The organism is Collinsella sp. wc0529 (assembly GCF_046116875.1).
Lineage (GTDB): Bacteria > Actinomycetota > Coriobacteriia > Coriobacteriales > Coriobacteriaceae > Collinsella.
Genome location: NZ_JBJXBO010000001.1, coordinates 130061 through 148686, shown reverse-complemented (window position 1 = coordinate 148686; position 18626 = coordinate 130061). Strand labels below are relative to the sequence as shown.

General features: G+C 59.9%; 16 protein-coding genes. 11 read left to right on the top strand and 5 right to left on the bottom strand.

Annotation, left to right across the window (positions count from 1 at the left end; all coding sequences use genetic code 11):
* Positions 1–219: 219 nt before the first annotated feature.
* Together larA and larD are read left to right on the top strand one after the other, a co-directional pair.
* Complete coding sequence (gene larA / locus ACKUTP_RS00605) at positions 220–1497, top strand: nickel-dependent lactate racemase (RefSeq protein ID WP_409063295.1); 1278 nt, start codon at positions 220–222, stop codon at positions 1495–1497.
* A gap of 49 nt (positions 1498–1546) precedes the next feature.
* The gene (gene larD / locus ACKUTP_RS00600; protein ID WP_117640038.1) at positions 1547–2278 is read left to right on the top strand and encodes a D/L-lactic acid transporter LarD; all 732 of its coding nucleotides are present in this window, start codon (positions 1547–1549) and stop codon (positions 2276–2278) included.
* Between the two features lie 279 nt (positions 2279–2557).
* Here the strand turns inward: larD and ACKUTP_RS00595 are convergent, their stop codons facing one another.
* The 4 genes from ACKUTP_RS00595 to serB all read right to left on the bottom strand — a co-directional run bounded on the left by ACKUTP_RS00595 (position 2558) and on the right by serB (position 5556).
* On the bottom strand, positions 2558–3097 hold the full coding sequence (locus tag ACKUTP_RS00595; protein ID WP_409063294.1) for a TetR/AcrR family transcriptional regulator: 540 nt from the start codon (positions 3095–3097) through the stop codon (positions 2558–2560).
* Positions 3098–3099: 2 nt separating this feature from the next.
* Complete coding sequence (locus ACKUTP_RS00590; protein WP_409063293.1) at positions 3100–4011, bottom strand: LarC family nickel insertion protein; 912 nt, start codon at positions 4009–4011, stop codon at positions 3100–3102.
* A gap of 10 nt (positions 4012–4021) precedes the next feature.
* Positions 4022–4804 (bottom strand): nickel pincer cofactor biosynthesis protein LarB, encoded by a 783-nt coding sequence (gene larB / locus ACKUTP_RS00585; RefSeq protein ID WP_409063292.1) that lies wholly within the window; start codon positions 4802–4804, stop codon positions 4022–4024.
* Between the two features lie 116 nt (positions 4805–4920).
* The gene (gene serB / locus ACKUTP_RS00580) at positions 4921–5556 is read right to left on the bottom strand and encodes a phosphoserine phosphatase SerB (protein ID WP_409063291.1); all 636 of its coding nucleotides are present in this window, start codon (positions 5554–5556) and stop codon (positions 4921–4923) included.
* Between the two features lie 256 nt (positions 5557–5812).
* On the opposite strand from serB, the gene aspS reads away from it, so the two are divergent.
* Positions 5813–7600 carry an aspartate--tRNA ligase gene (gene aspS / locus ACKUTP_RS00575; protein ID WP_117583379.1) on the top strand — a complete coding sequence of 596 codons (1788 nt, stop codon included), beginning with the start codon at positions 5813–5815 and terminating at the stop codon, positions 7598–7600.
* A 305-nt stretch (positions 7601–7905) separates the two neighbouring features.
* On the opposite strand, the gene ACKUTP_RS00570 is transcribed toward aspS, so the two are convergent.
* Positions 7906–8922 carry a LacI family DNA-binding transcriptional regulator gene (locus tag ACKUTP_RS00570; RefSeq protein ID WP_409063290.1) on the bottom strand — a complete coding sequence of 339 codons (1017 nt, stop codon included), beginning with the start codon at positions 8920–8922 and terminating at the stop codon, positions 7906–7908.
* Between the two features lie 377 nt (positions 8923–9299).
* Here ACKUTP_RS00570 and ACKUTP_RS00565 point away from each other — a divergent pair, with 377 nt between their 5' ends.
* From ACKUTP_RS00565 to ACKUTP_RS00530, 8 genes are all read left to right on the top strand, one after another.
* Positions 9300–12308 carry a glycoside hydrolase family 2 TIM barrel-domain containing protein gene (locus ACKUTP_RS00565; RefSeq protein WP_409063289.1) on the top strand — a complete coding sequence of 1003 codons (3009 nt, stop codon included), beginning with the start codon at positions 9300–9302 and terminating at the stop codon, positions 12306–12308.
* 3 nt (positions 12309–12311) lie between these two features.
* Positions 12312–12767, top strand: a complete 456-nt coding sequence (locus ACKUTP_RS00560) for a hypothetical protein (RefSeq protein WP_409063288.1) — start codon at positions 12312–12314, stop codon at positions 12765–12767.
* 153 nt (positions 12768–12920) lie between these two features.
* The gene (locus ACKUTP_RS00555; RefSeq protein WP_238022490.1) at positions 12921–14384 is read left to right on the top strand and encodes an amino acid permease; all 1464 of its coding nucleotides are present in this window, start codon (positions 12921–12923) and stop codon (positions 14382–14384) included.
* 421 nt (positions 14385–14805) lie between these two features.
* Positions 14806–15054, top strand: a complete 249-nt coding sequence (locus ACKUTP_RS00550) for an HPr family phosphocarrier protein (protein WP_022094361.1) — start codon at positions 14806–14808, stop codon at positions 15052–15054.
* Between the two features lie 188 nt (positions 15055–15242).
* Positions 15243–15485, top strand: coding sequence for a FeoA family protein (locus tag ACKUTP_RS00545; RefSeq protein ID WP_040358815.1), 243 nt, complete (start codon positions 15243–15245; stop codon positions 15483–15485).
* Positions 15486–15525: 40 nt separating this feature from the next.
* A complete protein-coding gene (locus ACKUTP_RS00540; protein ID WP_006234774.1) occupies positions 15526–15747 on the top strand; it encodes a FeoA family protein in 222 nt (73 codons plus the stop codon).
* Positions 15748–15870: 123 nt separating this feature from the next.
* A complete protein-coding gene (locus ACKUTP_RS00535; RefSeq protein ID WP_409063287.1) occupies positions 15871–18198 on the top strand; it encodes a ferrous iron transporter B in 2328 nt (775 codons plus the stop codon).
* A gap of 175 nt (positions 18199–18373) precedes the next feature.
* Positions 18374–18574: a hypothetical protein gene (locus ACKUTP_RS00530; RefSeq protein ID WP_035136858.1), complete on the top strand. Its 201-nt coding sequence runs from the start codon at positions 18374–18376 to the stop codon at positions 18572–18574.
* Positions 18575–18626 lie beyond the last annotated feature (52 nt).

The window sequence follows — 18626 nt, the reverse complement described above, 5'->3', positions numbered from 1 at the left end:
GCGCCTCGCGTCTTATCGATCGGGATTGAGATGCATGTGGCGCTTCTCGCCTTGCGACTGTAGCTGCCGCGGTCCCGTTTGGGATCGCGGCAGCTTTGTTGTGGGACAAATATGAACGTTGTGTTAATGAGTCGGTGGACGGTGGTGTTTTTCGGTGAGCGGCGTATCCTTCCAACGGTTTATCTAGTGTGTCAGTTGAAAGGAAGAGGGCGCTCATCATTGTTTGAATGTGAACTACCGTTTGACCACAAGACGTTGCATCTAGAGCTCGAGGATAAGAACTTCGCTGGTGTGATGGAGGGTCATCAAAACGAGTTTAAGACCACGAAATCGCAGGAAGAGCTGGTAGAGGAGTCGCTTACCAACCCTTATGGCTCGCCTTCGCTCGAGGAGCTTTGCGCTGGCAAGAAGGATATTGTCATCATTAGCTCCGACCATACGCGCCCCGTTCCCTCGCGTGTGACGATGCCGATTCTGCTGCATCACATCCATTCTGCTGCACCCGAGGCTCGCGTGCGTATTCTGGTTGCTACAGGTATGCATCGTCCGTCGACGCACGAGGAGCTCGTCAACAAGTACGGCGAGGAAATCGTTGCCAACGAGGAAATCGTTATGCATGTCGCGACTGACGACAGCATGATGAAAAAGATCGGCACCCTGCCTTCTGGTGGCGAGTGCATCATCAACAAGATTGCCGTCGATTGCGATCTGCTGCTTGCCGAGGGCTTTATTGAGCCGCACTTCTTTGCTGGTTTCTCTGGTAGCCGCAAGTCCGTCCTGCCTGGCATCGCCAGCTACAAGACCATCATGTACAACCACAACGGCCAGTTTGTGAACGATTCTCATTCGCGTGCCGGCAACCTGTGCCACAACCACGTGAGCGAGGACATGTTTGCCGCCGCCGAGATGGCTCACCTTGCCTTTGTGCTTAACGTGGTGCTCAACGGCAAGCACGAGGTCATCGGCTCCTTTGCCGGCGATATCCACAAGGCGCACGAGGCTGGCTGCGAGTTCGTGAAGTGCCTTGCCGGCGTTGATCCCGTCGAGTGCGAGATTGCCATCACCACCAACGGTGGCTACCCGCTCGACCAGAACATCTACCAGGCCGTGAAGGGCATGTGCTCTGCCGAGGCTACGCTTCCCGAGGGCGGCGTGATCATCGACGTCGCCGGCTGTGCCGACGGTCACGGTGGCGAGGGCTTCTATCACAACATCGCCGACAACGATCCGGCGGAGTTTGAGCGCGCTTGCATCGATCGTCCTAAGGACGAGACCCTGCCCGACCAGTGGACGAGCCAGATTTTCGCCCGCATCCTGGCGCATCACCCTGTGATCATGGTCACCGACCTGTGCGATCACCAGATGATCAAGGATATGCACATGACGCCGGTCAACACCCTCGATGAGGCGCTCAAGCTCGCCTTTGAGATGAAGGGTGCCGATGCCAAGGTGGCCGTCATTCCCGATGGCCTGGGCGTTGTTGTCGCTCAGCACTAGTGCGCGGCTCAAACGAATCGTTTATAACCGACAAGAAAGATAAGGTTTTATGCTTACCAAACTCCTCTGCGAATTCGGCGCAACGGCCCTCATGATCATCTTTGGCGTGGGCGTGCACTGCGATACCGTGCTCAAGGGCACCAAGTATCAGGGTTCCGGCCACATGTTTGCCATCACCACTTGGTCTTTTGGCATCTCGGTCTGCCTGTTTGTCTTTGGCGGCGCCGTGTGCATGAACCCCGCCATGGTGCTTGCCCAGTGCATCGTAGGCCTGGTGCCGTGGAGCAGCTGCATCCCCTTCATGATTGCCGATATGCTCGGCGGCTTTGTGGGCGCCGTAATCGCTTGGCTGATGTATGCCGATGAGTTCAAGGCTTCCGAGGGCGTCGTCGACCCCATTGCTCAGCGCAACATCTTCTCGACCAACCCCACCACCGAGGGCACGAACTATGCCCGCAACTTCTTCTGCGAGGCCATCTGCACCTTTGTGTTCATCAGCGCCATCCTTGCTGCCGCTAGCCGCGCCGGCGAGAACGTTTTGATGCTCGCTATCTGCGTCGGCCTGATCGTTTGGGCCGTTGGCATGGGCATGGGCGGCATCACCGGCTTCGCCATGAACCAGGCTCGTGACCTTGGTCCTCGCATGGCCTATCAGGTTCTGCCGATTAAGAACAAGGCCGACAACAACTGGAAGTACGGCCTGCTTGTTCCTGGCATTGCTCCGTTTATCGGTGCCGCTCTGGCTGCACTGTTTGTGCATGGTTTCTTGGGCATGTTCTAGTCCAAGGCTACATAGTTGTCCGCTGGCCGCATGGGGTAACTTCCCAGCGCGTCCTCGGACATGAAAGAACCCCCGCTGCGCACTTCGTGCGGCGGGGGTTCTTTCGTCCTGCGGAATGCGCTGGGAAGTTACCCCATGCGGCCAGCTGCGGAATCTTAGTCGCGTTGGAACAAGCAACCCAACATATATCTGAATTTGGATGGGAAGGGCTTGTTGCTGTTGAGGGCGTTGAGATGAGGGCGATACTTTGGGAAGGGATGACGTCTTGGGAGGAGGCGTCTATCTGAAGAGAGGCTTTATGGCCGAGAGGTAGTCTTTGGCTACGTCGGCTTTGTTTGCTTGGAAGTTGTGCCAGGCCCACCATTGGACGGTGGCTACGAAGCTTGAGGCTATGTGGTGTAGTAAGAAGCTGCGGTCCATGCTGCCGGCGGGGCCTGTGGGGTCGGCGGGGACGGTCTCGGCTGCGCGCGACATGATGGTCTTGCGGAGACAGTCGGCGAAGACGCGTGAGCCGGCGCCGGCTACGAGGGCTCGAACGCCCTGGCGGCGCTCCCAGAGGTTGTTGAGGATATGCTCGACCTGTACGAGTGGGTCGTCGAGGGGCGTACCGTCATCGTCGAGGGCATGGGTGCAGATATCGCACACGAGCTCAGCGAGCAGGTCATCTTTGCTCTTGAAGAGGCCGTAGAATGTCGCGCGGCCTACGTGAGCGCGCGCGATGATGTCGCCGACGGTAATCTTGCCGTAGTCCTCTTCGCGTAGCAGCTCGGAGAACGCCGCAACGATGGCAGCGCGGCTTTTTTCTTTGCGGGCATCCATGGTTATGCGTCCGCGTGAACGAGCAGGCAGCGGAGCGTACCGGAGCAACCCTCGTAGGGGCGCTTACCGGCGCCGTAGCCGACGGCTTTGATGCGGTAGCGGGCCGGCAGGTGCTCGGACGTGCGCAGTGCGGCGACGATGGCGGCGCCCGTGGGCGTCACGAGCTCGCCGGCGACCGGTGCGGGCGTGAGGGCGATATTGCCCGCCTGGCATAGGTTGATGACGGCGGGCACCGGGATGGGCATAAGGCCGTGGGCGCAGCGGATGGTGCCGTGGCCCTCGGAAAGCGACTCGACCACGATGTCCTCAATACCCAGGTCATCGAGGCAGATAGCGACAGAGCAGACGTCGACGATGGAGTCGACGGCGCCCACCTCGTGGAACATGACGGTCTCGGGCGTTTTGCCGTGAGCCTTTGCCTCGGCAGCGGCGAGTACGGAAAAAATGGCAAGGGCGCGACGCTTGGCGCCATCGCTTAGCTGCGAGCCGTCGATGATGGCGGTGACGTCCGCCAAAGAACGGTGGTGATGGTGATGGGCGTGATGGTGGTCCTCGTGGCCATGGCCATGGGCCTCATGGTCATGCTCGTGGCAGTGCTCATGCTCGTCATGGTCATGATGGTGGTGCTCATGCTCGTGTGTGTGCTCGACAACTGTTTCGTTGCCGTAGAGCCAGGCCATATCGTGATCGTGGTTCTCGAGCTCCTCTGCAAGCTGGACGTCAAAATCGCAGGCGTCGATGCCATGCTTGTTTACGCGCGCCACGGCGATCGAAAAGCCGTCGACCGGCAGCGTGGCGAGCTGTTCGCGCAGGTGCTCCTCGCTGGCGCCCAGGTCGAGCAGGGCCGCGACAGTCATGTCGCCGCTGATGCCCGAGGTGCCGTCGATGATAAGCGTGTGCTGATGATTGGACATGGAATGCTCCTTAGCGGGCGCGTGGTGTGCCGGCGTTCAGATGATTGATAAGACTTGCCTGGTAGGCGGCGCCAAAGCCGTTGTCGATATTGACGACCGATACGCCGCTGGCACAGGAGTTGAGCATGGCGAGCAGTGCGGCTACGCCACCAAAACTTGCGCCGTAGCCCACGCTGGTGGGAACGGCGATGACCGGACAGCTCACCAGACCGCCGATAACGCTCGCCAACGCGCCCTCCATGCCGGCGATGGCGATGACCACCTGCGCCCGGGCAAGTTCCTCGGCATGTGCGAGCAGGCGGTGCAGGCCGGCGACACCTACGTCGTAGAGGCGGTCGACCTCGTTGCCATAGAACTCGGCCGTCAGTGCCGCCTCTTCGGCGACGGGCAGGTCGCTTGTGCCGGCGCAGGCGACGACGATGCGTCCGTTGCCGGTAGGGGAGGGCTTGCCGCCCACGAGGGCGAGCTGTGCGTCCGGAACATATCCCAGGTCGATGCCGTTGTCGAGGAGCTCCGAGGTACGGGCCGCTTTTTCGCTGTCCAGGCGCGTGACCAGGATGCGCTCCTGGCCGGCATCGCGCAGCGCCTCGATAATGGCGGCAATCTGCTCGGCGGTTTTACCGGCACCGTAGACAACCTCGCCGGCTCCCTGGCGTACCCCGCGTGAAAGATCGAGCTGCGCAAAACCCAGATCGGCGGTTGGCGCCGTCTGGATGCGCGTGAGGGCATCGGCCGGCATAATGCTTCCGTCTGCCACGTCACTTAGCAATTGCTCAAGATCTCGTTTGTCCATATAAGTTCCCTTCGACGCAGAAAAGTTTAGCACGCGAAGGGTTGTTTCCGAACATTAGAGCATAATTGTTCGGAAATCTGACATGTCAGATTAGATGAAGTTGTGAGGCAAACTGACTAGTCGCGCAGGATGATGTCCATGGCGAGCATCAAGTTGCGCTCGTCGATGGCAAACGGGGCGGCCTCGCGCGTCTTGGGCTTGGCGCAAAACGCGATGCCCGTGCCCGCGGCCTGGATCATGGGGATGTCGTTTGCCCCGTCGCCAATAGCGACCGTGTGGGCCATGTCGACGTCGCACTCAACTGCCCAGTCCAGCAGCTGGATGAGCTTGGACTCCTTGGTCACAATGTCGGCAGCCAACTTACCGGTAAGCTTGCCATCCACGACCTCTAGGCGGTTGGCCAGGCAAAAATCGATGCCCGCGGCAGCCACGATCTTGTCAGCGACCTCGTGGAAGCCGCCGCTCACCACGCCGACCTTCCAGCCCTTGCTGTGCGCCGAGCGCACAAGCTCCAGCGCGCCGGGGGTAAATGTCACACGCTCAAAGGTGCGCTCGAACACGCTCTCGTCCAGGCCGGCGAGCAGCCCCACGCGCTCCTCGAGCGCTTGCTTAAAGTCCAGCTCGCCGCGCATAGCGCGCTCGGTGATCTGCGCAACTTGCCCGCCCACGCCTGCCTCCTCGCCCAACAGGTCGATGACCTCCTGGTTGATGAGGGTGGAGTCGATATCCATAACGATGAGGCGTGCAGTCATGGCGGGCCTTTCCGAGTGCAGTTGTATTGGGGCACATTGTCGCACGTGACGAGCGCGGGCGGGTGCCGCGGTGCATCAATTGTTTCGTCTCCGTCAAGTCTTTGGGCAAGAGTTACTTTTCCGCGGCACATCGGCACAGGTGCGATAAGATAGAACGCCATGTCTGGCTGCGCGGTTTACGCAGGCTGGGCAAATCTGTACGACGCCGCCCGGAACGACACGGGGCGGCACAGATCCATAAAGGAGGATCACTGGTATGAGCCAGACCCGTCCCATCGATGAGCATTCCATGCACACCCGTACCTGCGGCGAGCTTCGCTTCGAGAACGTGGGCGAAGAGGTCACCCTCACCGGTTGGGTGAGCCGTCGCCGCGACCACGGCGGCCTTATCTTCTGCGACCTTCGCGACCGCGAGGGCATTACGCAGCTCACCTTCGACCCCGAGCACTCCGATGGCGATGCCTTTAAGATCGCCGAGACCATGCGTCCCGAGTGGCCCATCAAGATTCACGGCGTCGTGCGCGCCCGTGGCGAGGAGACCACCAACACCAAGCTCGCGACCGGCGAGATCGAGGTCCTGACCGACCACGCCGAGGTGCTCAACACGTCCGTCACCCCGCCGTTCCAGATCGAGGACGGCATCGAGACCAGCGAGGACACTCGCCTGCGCTATCGCTATCTGGACCTCCGCCGTCCCGAGATGATGGCCAACCTCAAGCTGCGCTCCGACTTCACCTTTGCCATTCGCGAGGCGCTGCACAACCGTGAGTTCATGGAGGTCGAGACGCCCTCCCTGTTTAAGTCCACGCCCGAGGGCGCTCGCGACTTCATCGTTCCCAGCCGTATTCAGCCGGGTAACTTCTACGCCCTGCCGCAGTCCCCGCAACTCCTGAAGCAGCTGCTCATGGTCGGTGGCGTCGAGCGCTACTACCAGGTTGCCAAGTGCTTCCGCGACGAGGATCTGCGCGCCGACCGTCAGCCCGAGTTCACCCAGGTCGATATCGAGATGTCCTTCGTGGACCAGAACGATGTCATGAGCGCGCTCGAGGAGGTTCTTGCCGATGCCTTCGGTCGCATGGGTGTCGAGATGCCCACGCCGCTGCGTCGCATGAACTACTGGGAGGCCATGGACACCTATGGCTCCGACAAGCCCGATACCCGCTATGGCATGCACCTGGTCGACCTGACCGACATCTTTGCCAACTCCAAGTTCAAGGTCTTTGCGACCGCCGCAAACGAGGAGGGCTCTGTCGTCAAGGCCATCAACGCCAAGGGTGCCGGTGCCTGGGCACGTGCCAAGATCGATAAGCTTGCCGGTGTGGCCTCCACGTTTGGCGCCAAGGGCCTGGCATGGATCGCCTTCCGCGAGGACGGCTCCATCAACAGCCCCATCGTCAAGTTCTTCTCGGACGAGGAGATGGCCGCTCTGCGCGAGCGCATGGACGTCGAGCCCGGCGACCTTGTGATGTTCGCCGCCGGCCCGCGCCTGCTCTCTGATGAGATCCTGGGCGGTATGCGTTCGCACATGGCCAATGCGCTTGAGATCAAGCGCGAGGGTCACGACTTCCTGTGGGTCGTCAACTTCCCGCTGTTCCATTGGGACGAGGATCGCAAGGCCTATGCTGCCGAGCACCAGCCCTTTACCCTGCCGACCGAGACCGACATCGCCAAGATCGAGGCCGATCCCCTGGCAGCCGGTTCGTGCACCTACGACTTTGTCATGGACGGCTTTGAGGCCGGCGGTGGCGGTATGCGTATCCACAACGCCGAGATGCAGATGTCCATGCTCAAGCTCCTGGGCTTTACCGAGGAGCGCGCCGAGTCTCAGTTCGGCTTCCTCATGGAGGCCCTCAAGTTTGGTGCGCCCCCGATGGGCGGTTTTGCTCTGGGCCTGGACCGCGTGTGCATGCTGCTCACCGGTTCCGACTCCATCCGCGACGTCATGGCGTTCCCCAAGACGGCCAGCGGCTCCGACCTTATGTCGGGTGCTCCGAGTGCCGTTTCCGGCGCCCAGCTCAAGGACGTCAGCCTGCGCCTGATGTAGGCAAGCGGCTACATATTGCTTGCAACGAGGGAAGGACGTGTGCCTTCCCTCGTTTTTTATGCGCCGAGATTGTGAGGACATGGGGTGACCGGGCGTCGCGGAAAGTGCGTCCCGGAATCTGGGTCCAGAACGGGTCGCGCTTTCCCAAAGGGGGTCCTCTGGGAAAGCGCGACCCAGAATTCGGCAAAATAATGGGGCACAGTTTCCGGTTAAACTGTCTAACGGAAACTGTGCCCCAGAATGAGCACTCAAAACGGGGCAGGCTTTCCGTAACAACTGTCTGGCGGAAAGCCTGCCCCAATTTCTTATAGCGAGTCTCTCTGGATCAGCTGCATGTGCATCACGGAGGTGGTGGGCTCGGCACCCTTGATCATGTCGAGCGCAATGTTGGCGGCCATGTGGCCTTCTTCGCGCAGGGGCTGGCGGACGGTCGTGAGCGCGGGGACGCAGCGCGTCGCAATCTCGTGATCGTCGAAGCCGACGACAGAAATATCCGCCGGAACGGATAGGCCTGCCTCGTTGAGTGCGGTGATGACGCCAGCCGCGATACGGTCCGATCCGCAGAGCACGCCATCGAAAGCAATCTCGCGCGCGAGGATCTGGTGCATGGCCTGATAGCCGTCTCCGTTGTTCCAGCCGGTATAGATAACGTTTGCGTCTGGGAGGTCTTCGCCCAAGACGGCGCGGTAGCCGCGCAGGCGGTCGACAACGGCGGGGTTGTCTTGCGGTCCCAACACGGCGACGATATCTTTGCGCCCTCGCTCCTTCATAGCGAGCGCTGCAAAGCGTCCGCCCTCTTCGTCGTCAGAGTAGACCGTCGAGAACACATCGCGATAGGGGTGGCCCTCGAGCTGGCCGCACAACACGGTAGGTACGCCCAGCTCACGCAGCACCTCGAGCAGCTCGCTGCCCTTGTAGGGGGAGACGTCGATCACGGCGTCGAACGAGCGGCGCTCAAAGTGCTCGCGTGCGCGGTTGCGCTCATGCGTAGAAGACGCCTGCAAGATAACGGGCAGATAGGACGACTCCGACAGTTCCTCGGTAATGCCGCTCAAAAACTCGCTATAGGTGGGGTCGCTGAAGAGTTCACTCAGGGGCTCGGTCACGAGCACGGCGATGATTTCCGTGCGCCCGACAGCGAGCGCTCGGCCACGAGCGTTGGGGACAAAATTGACTTCCTTGGCCGCCGCGCGGACGCGCTTTTTGGTTTCCTCGCTAATGCGGGGCGAATCGTTGAGAGCGCGCGATGCCGTGGAGCGCGACACGCCGGCAGCTGCGGCAACCTCGGCAAGCGTAGGTGCGGTGCGAACTGGTTGGGTCATGGCGTCTCCTGGAAAATGCGGTCGATGTTGTCACTGATACGGGCTGGTGCGGATACAGCTTACTATAGTGCGTCTGAACAGCGTTCATGATATCCGGTGACCGGCGTCGTTTTGCAACCAAGCCGCAATCGAATACACCTCGTATGGGGGGAGATATCTGCGGGCGTGGCGGTTGCCTACGAGCTTAAGAACGATGTCTTGTGCTGTGTTTCGATACTCAGGGTGACATAAGTGTCGCGGTTGTACAACCGGTTGCACCGTTAACCCGGTCAAATCGACCGTTCAGCGGACAACCGGTTGCACAGCTTTTTGCATCGCCCGTAAGATAAGGACAACCGGTTGCACAATAATCACTACGATGACGAAGGAGCATCACCATGGACGCCATTAACGATTGGGAAAACCAAGCGCTCACCCATAGGAACCGCCTGGCACCCCATGCGTACTTTATGGGTTACGAGACCGCCGATCTCGCTGCAACGTACAGCCGCGAGCTGTCGCGCGGGTTTGTCCAGCTGTCCGGCTCGTGGCAGTTCCGCCTCTTTGAGGGCCCCGCTGCCGTCTCCAACGAGGAGCTCTCCACGTACGAGCCCGAGTGGGATCACGTGGAAGTTCCGCACCTGTGGCAGGTAGATGGCTACGGCAACCTTGCCTATACCGACGAGGGCTTCCCGTTCCCGGTGGATCAGCCGTATGTTCCCTCCGATGACCCCACGGGCGTCTACCAGCGCATCGTCAACCTTCCCGCTGTTCCCGCCGGCGCTCGCGAGATCATTCGCTTTGACGGCATCGAGAGCTATGGCGAGCTGTACGTCAACGGCCAGTTTATCGGCATGACCAAGGGCTCGCGCCTGTCCGCCGAGTTCGACGTGACCGATGCGCTCGTCGAGGGCGACAACCTGTTTGCGGTCAAGGTTCTGCAGTACAGCGATGGTAGCTACATCGAGGACCAGGATATGTGGTGGGCCTCGGGCATCTTCCGCGATGTGTACCTTATGCAGCGCCCCGCCGCGCACCTGGTCGACTTTAGGTTCCGCACGCACCGCGAGGGCGATACCGCTCTGATTACGCTCGATACGGTGGCCGAGGGCGCTACCCGCGTCGTGTATACGCTCAGCGATGGCGAGAACGTGGTGGCTACGGGTGAGTGCATCGACGGCCATGCCGAGTGCAGCGTGACCGATGCCCACTTCTGGAACCCCGAGGACCCCTTCCTCTATGACCTTACGTTTGAGGTCTACGACGGTGACGAGGTCAGCGAGTACGTTCCGCATCGCCAGGGTCTTGCCGAGGTGACGGTCGAGGGCAATCATATCTACCTCAATGGCACTTACTTTAAGATGCATGGCGTCAACCGCCACGATCACGACGATCACAAGGGCCGCGCCGTGGGCCTCGATCGCATGCGCCGCGACCTGGAGCTCATGAAGCAGCACAACATCAACGCGGTGCGCACCTCTCACTATGCCAATGACCCGCGCTTCTACGAGCTGTGCGATGAGTATGGCATCATGCTGGTCGCCGAGACCGACATGGAGAGCCACGGTTTCGAGAATATCGGCAATATCGCCCTGGTCACCGACGACCCGGCATGGGAGCCGGCCTACGTCGACCGCATCGAGCGCCTGGTGATGCAGGAGCGCAACCACGCCTGCATCATTATGTGGTCGATGGGCAACGAGAGCGGCTATGGCTGCAACATCCGCGCGATGTACGCCAAGGCTCACGAGCTCGATGGTCGCCCGGTCCATTACGAGGAGGACCGCAACGCCGATACCGTCGACGTCATTTCCACCATGTACTCCCGTGTGTCGCAGATGAACGACTTTGGCGAGCATCCGTTCCCCAAGCCGCGCATCAACTGCGAGTACGGTCACTCCATGGGCAATGGCCCCGGAGGCCTGTCCGAGTACCAGGAGGTCTTCGATCGCTGGGATTGCATCCAAGGCCAGTTTATCTGGGAATGGTGCGACCACGGTTTGGCTGCTGTGACCGAGGACGGCGTTGCCTACGATATGTATGGTGGCGACAACGGCGATTACCCCAACAACAGCAACTTCTGCATCGATGGCATGGTGTTCCCCTGGCAGCAGCCGAGCCCGGGCCTTACCGAGTACGGCCAGGTCATCTGCCCGGTCCGCATGGCTTATGACGCCGAGGCAGGCGAGCTGACTGTCACTAACAGGCGTTGGTTTACCACCCTCGAGGATGTGTGCCTGTCGGCCGAGACCCTGGTGGACGGCGACGTGGTCTGCCGCAAGACGCTCATGCCCGGTGCGGTTGCCCCCGGCGAGTCCGTCCAGCTTCCGCTAGTGATTCACGAGGCCGCGGTAGGCGAGACCCTGCTGACCGTGCGCGCCTACACCATGGCCGCTCACGTCTGGTGCGAGCCGATGTTCCAGTTGGGTGCTAGCCAGTTTGCCATCGCCAACCATCCGGCGCCGGCCATCGCCGCCCCCGCTCGTCCTGAGCTTACGGTCGAGGAGACCGAGCAGGAGATCCGCATTCACTCCCTCAACGGCGAGCTGGCCTTCAGCAAAGTCAACGGTACCGTGAGCGAGTGGAAGGCATCCGGCCGCGACGTCATGGCCTCTGGTCCCCAGGTTGGTTTTTGGCATCCGCTCGTCGACAACCACGCTCAGGAGTATGACTCCCTGTGGAAGGACAACTTCATCGATGTGATGCAGACGTCTACCCGCAAGGTTTCTTGGAAGCAGGATGGCAATGCGGTCGTCGTTACCGTGAGCCAGCGTATCGCTCCTCCCGTCCGCGCGTTCGGCATGCGCGTCGAGCTCGTCTACACCGTGCTTCCGAGCGGTCGTGTCGACCTCAAGGTTTCCGGCGAGCCCTACGGCGATTACTCGGACATTATTCCGCGCATCGGCATCTCCTTCGAGGTCCCCGGTTGCGATCGTGCCGTCGAGTGGTATGGCCACGGCCCAGGCGAGAACTATCCGGACTCGCTGCGCGCCAACCCGGTCGGTCATTACCGCACTACGGTCGACGACATGTTCACGCCCTACGTTATGCCTCAGGACTGCGCCAACCGCGAGGGTACCCGCTGGGTTGCCCTGCGCTCCAGCCACGGTGACGGCGTGCTGGTAACCCGTCCGGTTGACGCTGCCTCCAACCCGTTCTCGTTCTCGGCATGGCCCTATAGCTGCGAGGCCATCGATAACGCCAAGCACGTCTACGACCTTGTCAAGGGCGACACGGTCACGGTCAACATCAACGACCAGCTGCTCGGCCTTGGTTCGAACTCTTGGGGTTCCGAGGTGCTCGATTCCTACCGCACCCGTTTTGAGAGCTTCAGCTTTGAGGTGTCCCTGCGACCGCTGACGTCTGCCGATCTGGCTCAGGCGCTGGCACCCATTAAGGAGGCATAAGCCATGCATGTCTTTAACTCGCGTGCCGACTTCGATGCTCAGATGAAGTCCGTCAAGAAGTGGATGCGTACCGGCCAGGCGCTCGACGGCGTTTCTGAACTGCAGCACGATGTGGCGTACTCCATCGGCGACTCGTTGGTGTATTGGTGGGTGAACGCCCACGAGGCCGCTGCCGCCGATCTGGTCGGTCACCGTCGCTATCATGCCGTGCTCGCCCCGCTCGACGGCGACCTGACTGTCGAGGTTGCCCCCAAGGCAGGCCTCACCTGCACCCGCGCCTACAGCGATATCGATGATCGCGAGCGCTTTGAGGGTACGGGGGAGACTGTGACGATTCCCGCCGGCGGCGTTGCTGTCGTCGAGATCGACGAGGCCTACCGTGTCGTGGCTGATGCCGCGGATCCCCGCGTCGTGGTGCTGCACGTGACGGTTGAAGGATATTCCTTCCCCAACAAGTAGTATTCGTCCGCCTGGACGTTTGCTTCGCGCCGTTAAGGGGGATGGCTTTGTTGACTCCCTTTTCCCCATTCCCCTTAGCAGGTGCACCGTCCGTGTTTGCACTTGCAGCTCGGACGGGTTTAGATGACATTTAATAGATGATTGGGAGGGCTTATGAGCTCTGAAAAACGAGGAACGATTGGTTCGTTCGCTCTGCTGGGCATGACGGTCGCCGCCGTGTTCGGTATCAAGAACATCATCAACAACAACGCGGCTATCGGCTTGGCAGCCGCGCCGTCGTTCTTCTTCGCCACGCTTTTGTACTTTGTCCCCTATACCCTGGTTACCGCCGAGTTTGTCGGCCTCAACAAGGACTCCGAGTCGGGCGTGTACGCCTGGGTCAAGACCTCGATGGGCGGCCGCTGGGCATTCCTGACGGCGTTTAGCTACTGGTTCGTCAACCTGTTCTTCTTTGCGTCCGTCCTGCCCAATGTCATCATCTACGCGAGCTACGTGTTCTTTGGTGCCAATGCTGAGCTTTCGCAGCTGTGGATCACCATTATTGAGATCGTCGTCTTTGCTATTGCCACGTGGGTTTCGACCAAGGGCGCTAAGTGGATTGGCTCCATTTCCTCCTTCGGTTCGACCGCGGCTCTCGGCCTGACCGCCGTGTTCATCCTGCTGTCCCTGGCTGCTGCCTTTGGCGGCGTTGAGTTCGCTACGGCTCCTACTCCCGCTAACATGGCTCCCGACATGAGCAACTTCGCAACTGCGTGGGGCTTCTTCGGTACGCTTGCCTGGATCATCCAGGGCGTTGGCGGCGCTGAGTCTGTCGGCGTGTTCCTTAACGACCTTAAGGGTGGCGTCAAGGCCTTCGTGCGCACCGTCGTTATCGCCGGCCTGACCATCGGCCTTCTGTATGCAGGCGCTTCGCTGCTGGTTAACCTGTTCATCCCCGAGGGCGGCGTTGCCATCTCCACCGGTATCTTCGACGTATTCGGCGCTGTCTTTGCCCACTTTGGCATTCCCATGGAAGTGTCTACGCGCGCCATCGGCTTGATCCTTCTCGCCGCCACGCTGGGCTCCCTCATGATGTGGACCTCTGCTCCCATCAAGGTTTTCTTCACCGAGATCCCCAAGGGCGTCTTTGGTAGCAAGATCGTCGAGCTCAACGAGCATGGCATTCCTGCCCGCGCTGCTTGGCTGCAGTTCGCCATCGTCGTCCCCATCCTGATCATTCCGGCCCTGGGCTCCGGTAACCTCGACGACCTGCTCATGATCGTCACCAACATGACTGCTGCCACCGCTCTGCTCCCACCGCTGCTGATTTTGCTTGCCTACTTTATGCTGCGCAAGAACTTTGACGCAGCTCCCCGTGGCTTCCGCATGGGTTCGCGCAGCTTTGGCCTGGTCGTTGCCGCATTCCTGCTTGTGGTCTTCTGCTTCGTGCTTATCTGCGGCACCATTCCGCTCGATCAGCCTCTGTGGCTGACGCTGGTCTACAACGTTGGCGGCGTGGTTGTCTTCTTGGGCCTTGCCGTGATGTGGTACAACCGCTACATCAACCGTCTGCGCGAGACCGATCCCGAGGCCGCCGAGAGCGAGCTGCGCCCCTCCGTCCTCGACATGATGGAGTAGCGGCTAGGATTAATCTACGGCTGTGGAACAAATCGATTCCCTTTCCTAAGGAGGGGCCTTACGAGGCCCCTCCTTTTGTGTTTTGGGGCATGGCTTTGGACCCCGTGGGCAAAAAATGCCAAATATGAGTACTGTTGCAAAATAAGTGCCATATCTATCGGCCTGTTCTGAGCAAAAATGGGCTCAAAATCAATTTATCAAACCCCCTTTAAAGGGCGTTTGACGGCTTTCAACCTCTTCGAATCGCTCAAAGTAGGCAACTAGCTTTCGATTTTGCTGCTACTAAATTGGTGACAGTACTCATATTTGCCACTTTTTGACCATGGGGTATCCGGAGGGGCCCTCGATAAGCATCTAACGCTACAATAACTACCACGTGGCTGGGTTTGCCGGCCGAATGTGTGATGTCGTGGGAGGGGACATGGTCGAGTTTACAAAGACGATTAAAGATCCGTTGGGACTACACGCCCGCCCGGTTGCGCTGCTCTATGACATCATTGCCAAGCACCGTAGCGACGTGTCGGTCAGCATCGGCGACCGCCATACCGACGGTCGCGACGTTATGGGCCTCATGGCTCTCTACGGCGAGTGCGGCGAGGACATCATCTTTCGCGTTTCGGGCGTAGACGAGGCTTCCTGCGTTACGTCGATCAGAAACCTCTCGCTCTAAGCATGACAGGGCGCGGCAAAGGACAGCTCTTTGCCGCGCCGTTTTGTTTCGTATAGGAAACTTTTTCGAAATCTGAATGGGGACCCTTTCCAAAAAGTTAACCACGTGTTAGTTTACTAAAGCGAACATAGGCGTGGTTAACTTTTACCGCGTCGATGTTGAGGACGAACTGACGTTAGGAGCCACTCATGTCTTGCGGACCGCAGATGCCGGCAATGCCGCTTTCGATGGTAAAAGCGGGCGAAACCGTGCGCGTGTCTCGTGTAAAGGGCAATGAGGATATGAAGCACCACCTCAAGGACCTCGGCTTTGTCGAGGGCAGCGAAATTCACGTGGTGAGCTCGAGTGGCGCCAATATCATCGTCACGGTGCTGGGCGCACGCTTTGGTATCGATTCCAAGGTTGCCATGCACATCATGACCGTTGGTTAGTCGACGGTATTTCTGTACGCACTGAAAGGGGGACAAGTAAATGAAGACGTTGGGTGACGTTAAGGTGGGCGAGAGCTCCACCATCGTCAAGCTTCACGGTGAGGGTGCGCTTCGCCGCCACCTTATGGACCTGGGGCTCATCAAGGGCACTTCGTTCAAGGTCGTGAAGGTTGCACCGCTCGGTGATCCGGTCGAGATCAACGTGCGCGGCTACGAGCTTTCCATCCGCAAGGAGGAGGCGGCCGTCGTCGAGGTCCAGTAAGGGCTCGCGACGTGTATTTCTGCAGATAAAGTTAGGTATTTCTAACTTAATGCTGCAACTTTGAAGCACATCATCCAGCTTGCGCGGAGAAAGCAGCGCAGGCACACAAGGAAGAAGGATTGAATGGCGGATTCTCAGATCCATGTCGCGCTGGCGGGTAACCCCAACTGCGGCAAGACCACGCTTTTCAACCTGATCACCGGCGCCAACGGCTACGTTGGCAACTGGCCCGGCGTCACGGTTGAGAAAAAGGAAGCCAAGCTCCTAAGCGACAAGAACGTTACCATCACGGACCTCCCTGGCATCTACTCGCTTTCCCCCTACAGCCCCGAGGAGCAATGCTCGCGCGATTACCTCATGAGTGGCGAGCCCGATGTCGTCGTCCAGGTTGTCGATGCCACCAACCTCGAGCGTAACCTGTACCTGGCGCTTCAGGTTATTGAGACCGGCCTGCCCGTGGTCGTTGCCCTCAACATGGCCGACTTGGTCGAGAAGAACGGCGACAAGATCGACACGGATAAGCTCTCCAAGAAGCTCGGCTGCCCGGTCATGATGATCTCGGCCCTTAAGAACAAGGGTATCAAGGAGCTGTTCGAGCAGGTCAAGAAGTCCGCTGCTTCCAAGGGCCAGGTGCCGGAGCACAAGTTCGACTCCTCCATCGAGGACGTTCTGGATCACATCGAGAACAACCTGCCGGCGAGCGTTCCCGCCAACAAGCGTCGCTATTACGCCGTCAAGCTGTTCGAGCGTGATGCAGACGCCTGCAAACTCATCAACCTCACCAAGGAGAAGGCCGCTCGCGTGGAGGAGCTGGTCGCCCAGTGCGAGCAGGACTGCGACGATGACGCCGAGTCCATCATCACCGGTGAGCGCTACGGCGTGATCGCACACATCATCGACGAGTGCCTCACCAAGGCCCCGGCCAAGATGAGCACCTCCGAGAAGATCGACCGTGTGGTTACCAACCGTATCCTGGGCCTGCCGATCTTTGTGGTCATCATGTTCTGCGTGTACTACATCGCCGTTTCCACCCTGGGCGGAACGGTGACCGACTTCACCAACGATCAGCTCTTTGGCACCGACGGTTGGTATGTGCTCGGTCAGGGCCGCGATGCTTACGATGAGGCTGTCGAGGCCGCGGGTGACGACGCCGACTCGGTCGACCCGGCACAGTACGGCCCCTATGTCCCGGGTATCACCACCATGGTGCACGACGCCCTCGTGGCGGGTGGCACCGAGGACGGTGGCCTGGTCGATTCGCTGGTCTGCGACGGTATCGTTGGCGGCCTGGGCGCCATCTTCGGCTTTGTGCCGCAGATGTTCCTGCTGTTCGTGATGCTGTCCTTCCTGGAGGACTGCGGCTACATGGCCCGCGTCGCCTTTATCATGGACCGCGTGTTCCGCCGCTTTGGCCTGTCCGGTAAGTCGTTCATCCCCATGCTCGTGTCCTCGGGCTGCGGCGTCCCCGGCGTCATGGCCACCAAGACCATCGAGAACGAGAAGGACCGCCGCATGACGGTCATGACCACCACGTTCATCCCCTGTGGCGCCAAGCTGCCGATCATCGCCCTGCTCATGGGTTCCATCATCGGCGATTCTTCCACCACCGCCGCGTGGATCAGTCCGCTCTTCTACTTCCTGGGCGTCTTTGCCGTCATCGCCTCGGGCCTCATGCTCAAAAAGACCAAGCTCTTCGCCGGTCGCCCGACGCCGTTCGTTATGGAGCTTCCTGCCTACCACTTCCCGGCGATCCGCTCTTGGGCGCTGCACGTGTGGGAGCGCTGCTGGGCCTTTATCAAGAAGGCCGGCACGGTCATCTTCGCGTCCACTGTCGTGGTTTGGTTCCTGTCTAACTTTGGTAGCTACAACGGTTCCTTTGGCTACCTGCCCGCGATGGACGGCATCTCCGAGGAGTTCATGGACTACTCCGTGCTTGCCATGCTCGGCAACCTGGTCTCCTGGATCTTCGCCCCGCTTGGCTTTAACACCTGGCAGGCAACAGCGCTGTCCGTCTCGGGCCTTGTCGCCAAGGAGAACGTCGTCGCCACCGCCGGCTCGCTGCTGTCCGTGGCTGATGCCGCCGAGACCGACCCGAGCCTGTGGACCGCGTTTGCCGGCATGTTCCCCACCATGGGCGCTTGCGTCGCCTTTGGCGCGTTCAACCTGCTGTGCGCTCCGTGCTTTGCTGCCATGGGTGCCATCCGCAACCAGATGGATTCCGGCAAGTGGTTCGCGATTGCCATCGGTTACGAGTGCATCTTCGCTTGGGTGATCGGCCTGTTCATCAACCAGTTCTACAACCTGCTTGTTCTTGGACAGTTTGGTATCTGGACGGTTGTGGCCATCGTGCTGCTGGTTGCGATGCTCTTCCAGATCTTCCGTCCCATGCCCAAGCATGCATGGACCGACGAGGACGAGACCAACGCTGCTTCCGCCGCAGTTTCCGCTTAAGTCCGAATAAGGATTAGCCCCTTTCCACGAGCCCGGGTGTCCCAGCGACACTCGGGCTTTTTGGTGGGAGAGATATGGCATTTCCGCAGATAAAACTGACCAAATTCAACTTGTCCCTTTTTGGTAGGTGGAGAATGGGGTAAAGTAAGTGATGGTTAACTAGAGGAGGCTTGCTATGGCACCTATCGATATTGTTGTACTGGCTGTTATCGGTATTGCGTTTGTCGCCGTGTGCGTGCGCATCTACCGCAAGGGCACCTGCGCCGATTGCGCTCAGGGTGGCGTTTGCACGGGGCATTGCTCCAACAAAAAGACGTGCGCTGCACTTAAGGGCGTAGACAAAATCGCCGAAGACTTGGGCCGCGGTATCAAATAAGGTCTAGACATCCAAGCGCCTCGCGAGCATCCGTTCGCGGGGCGCTTTGTGC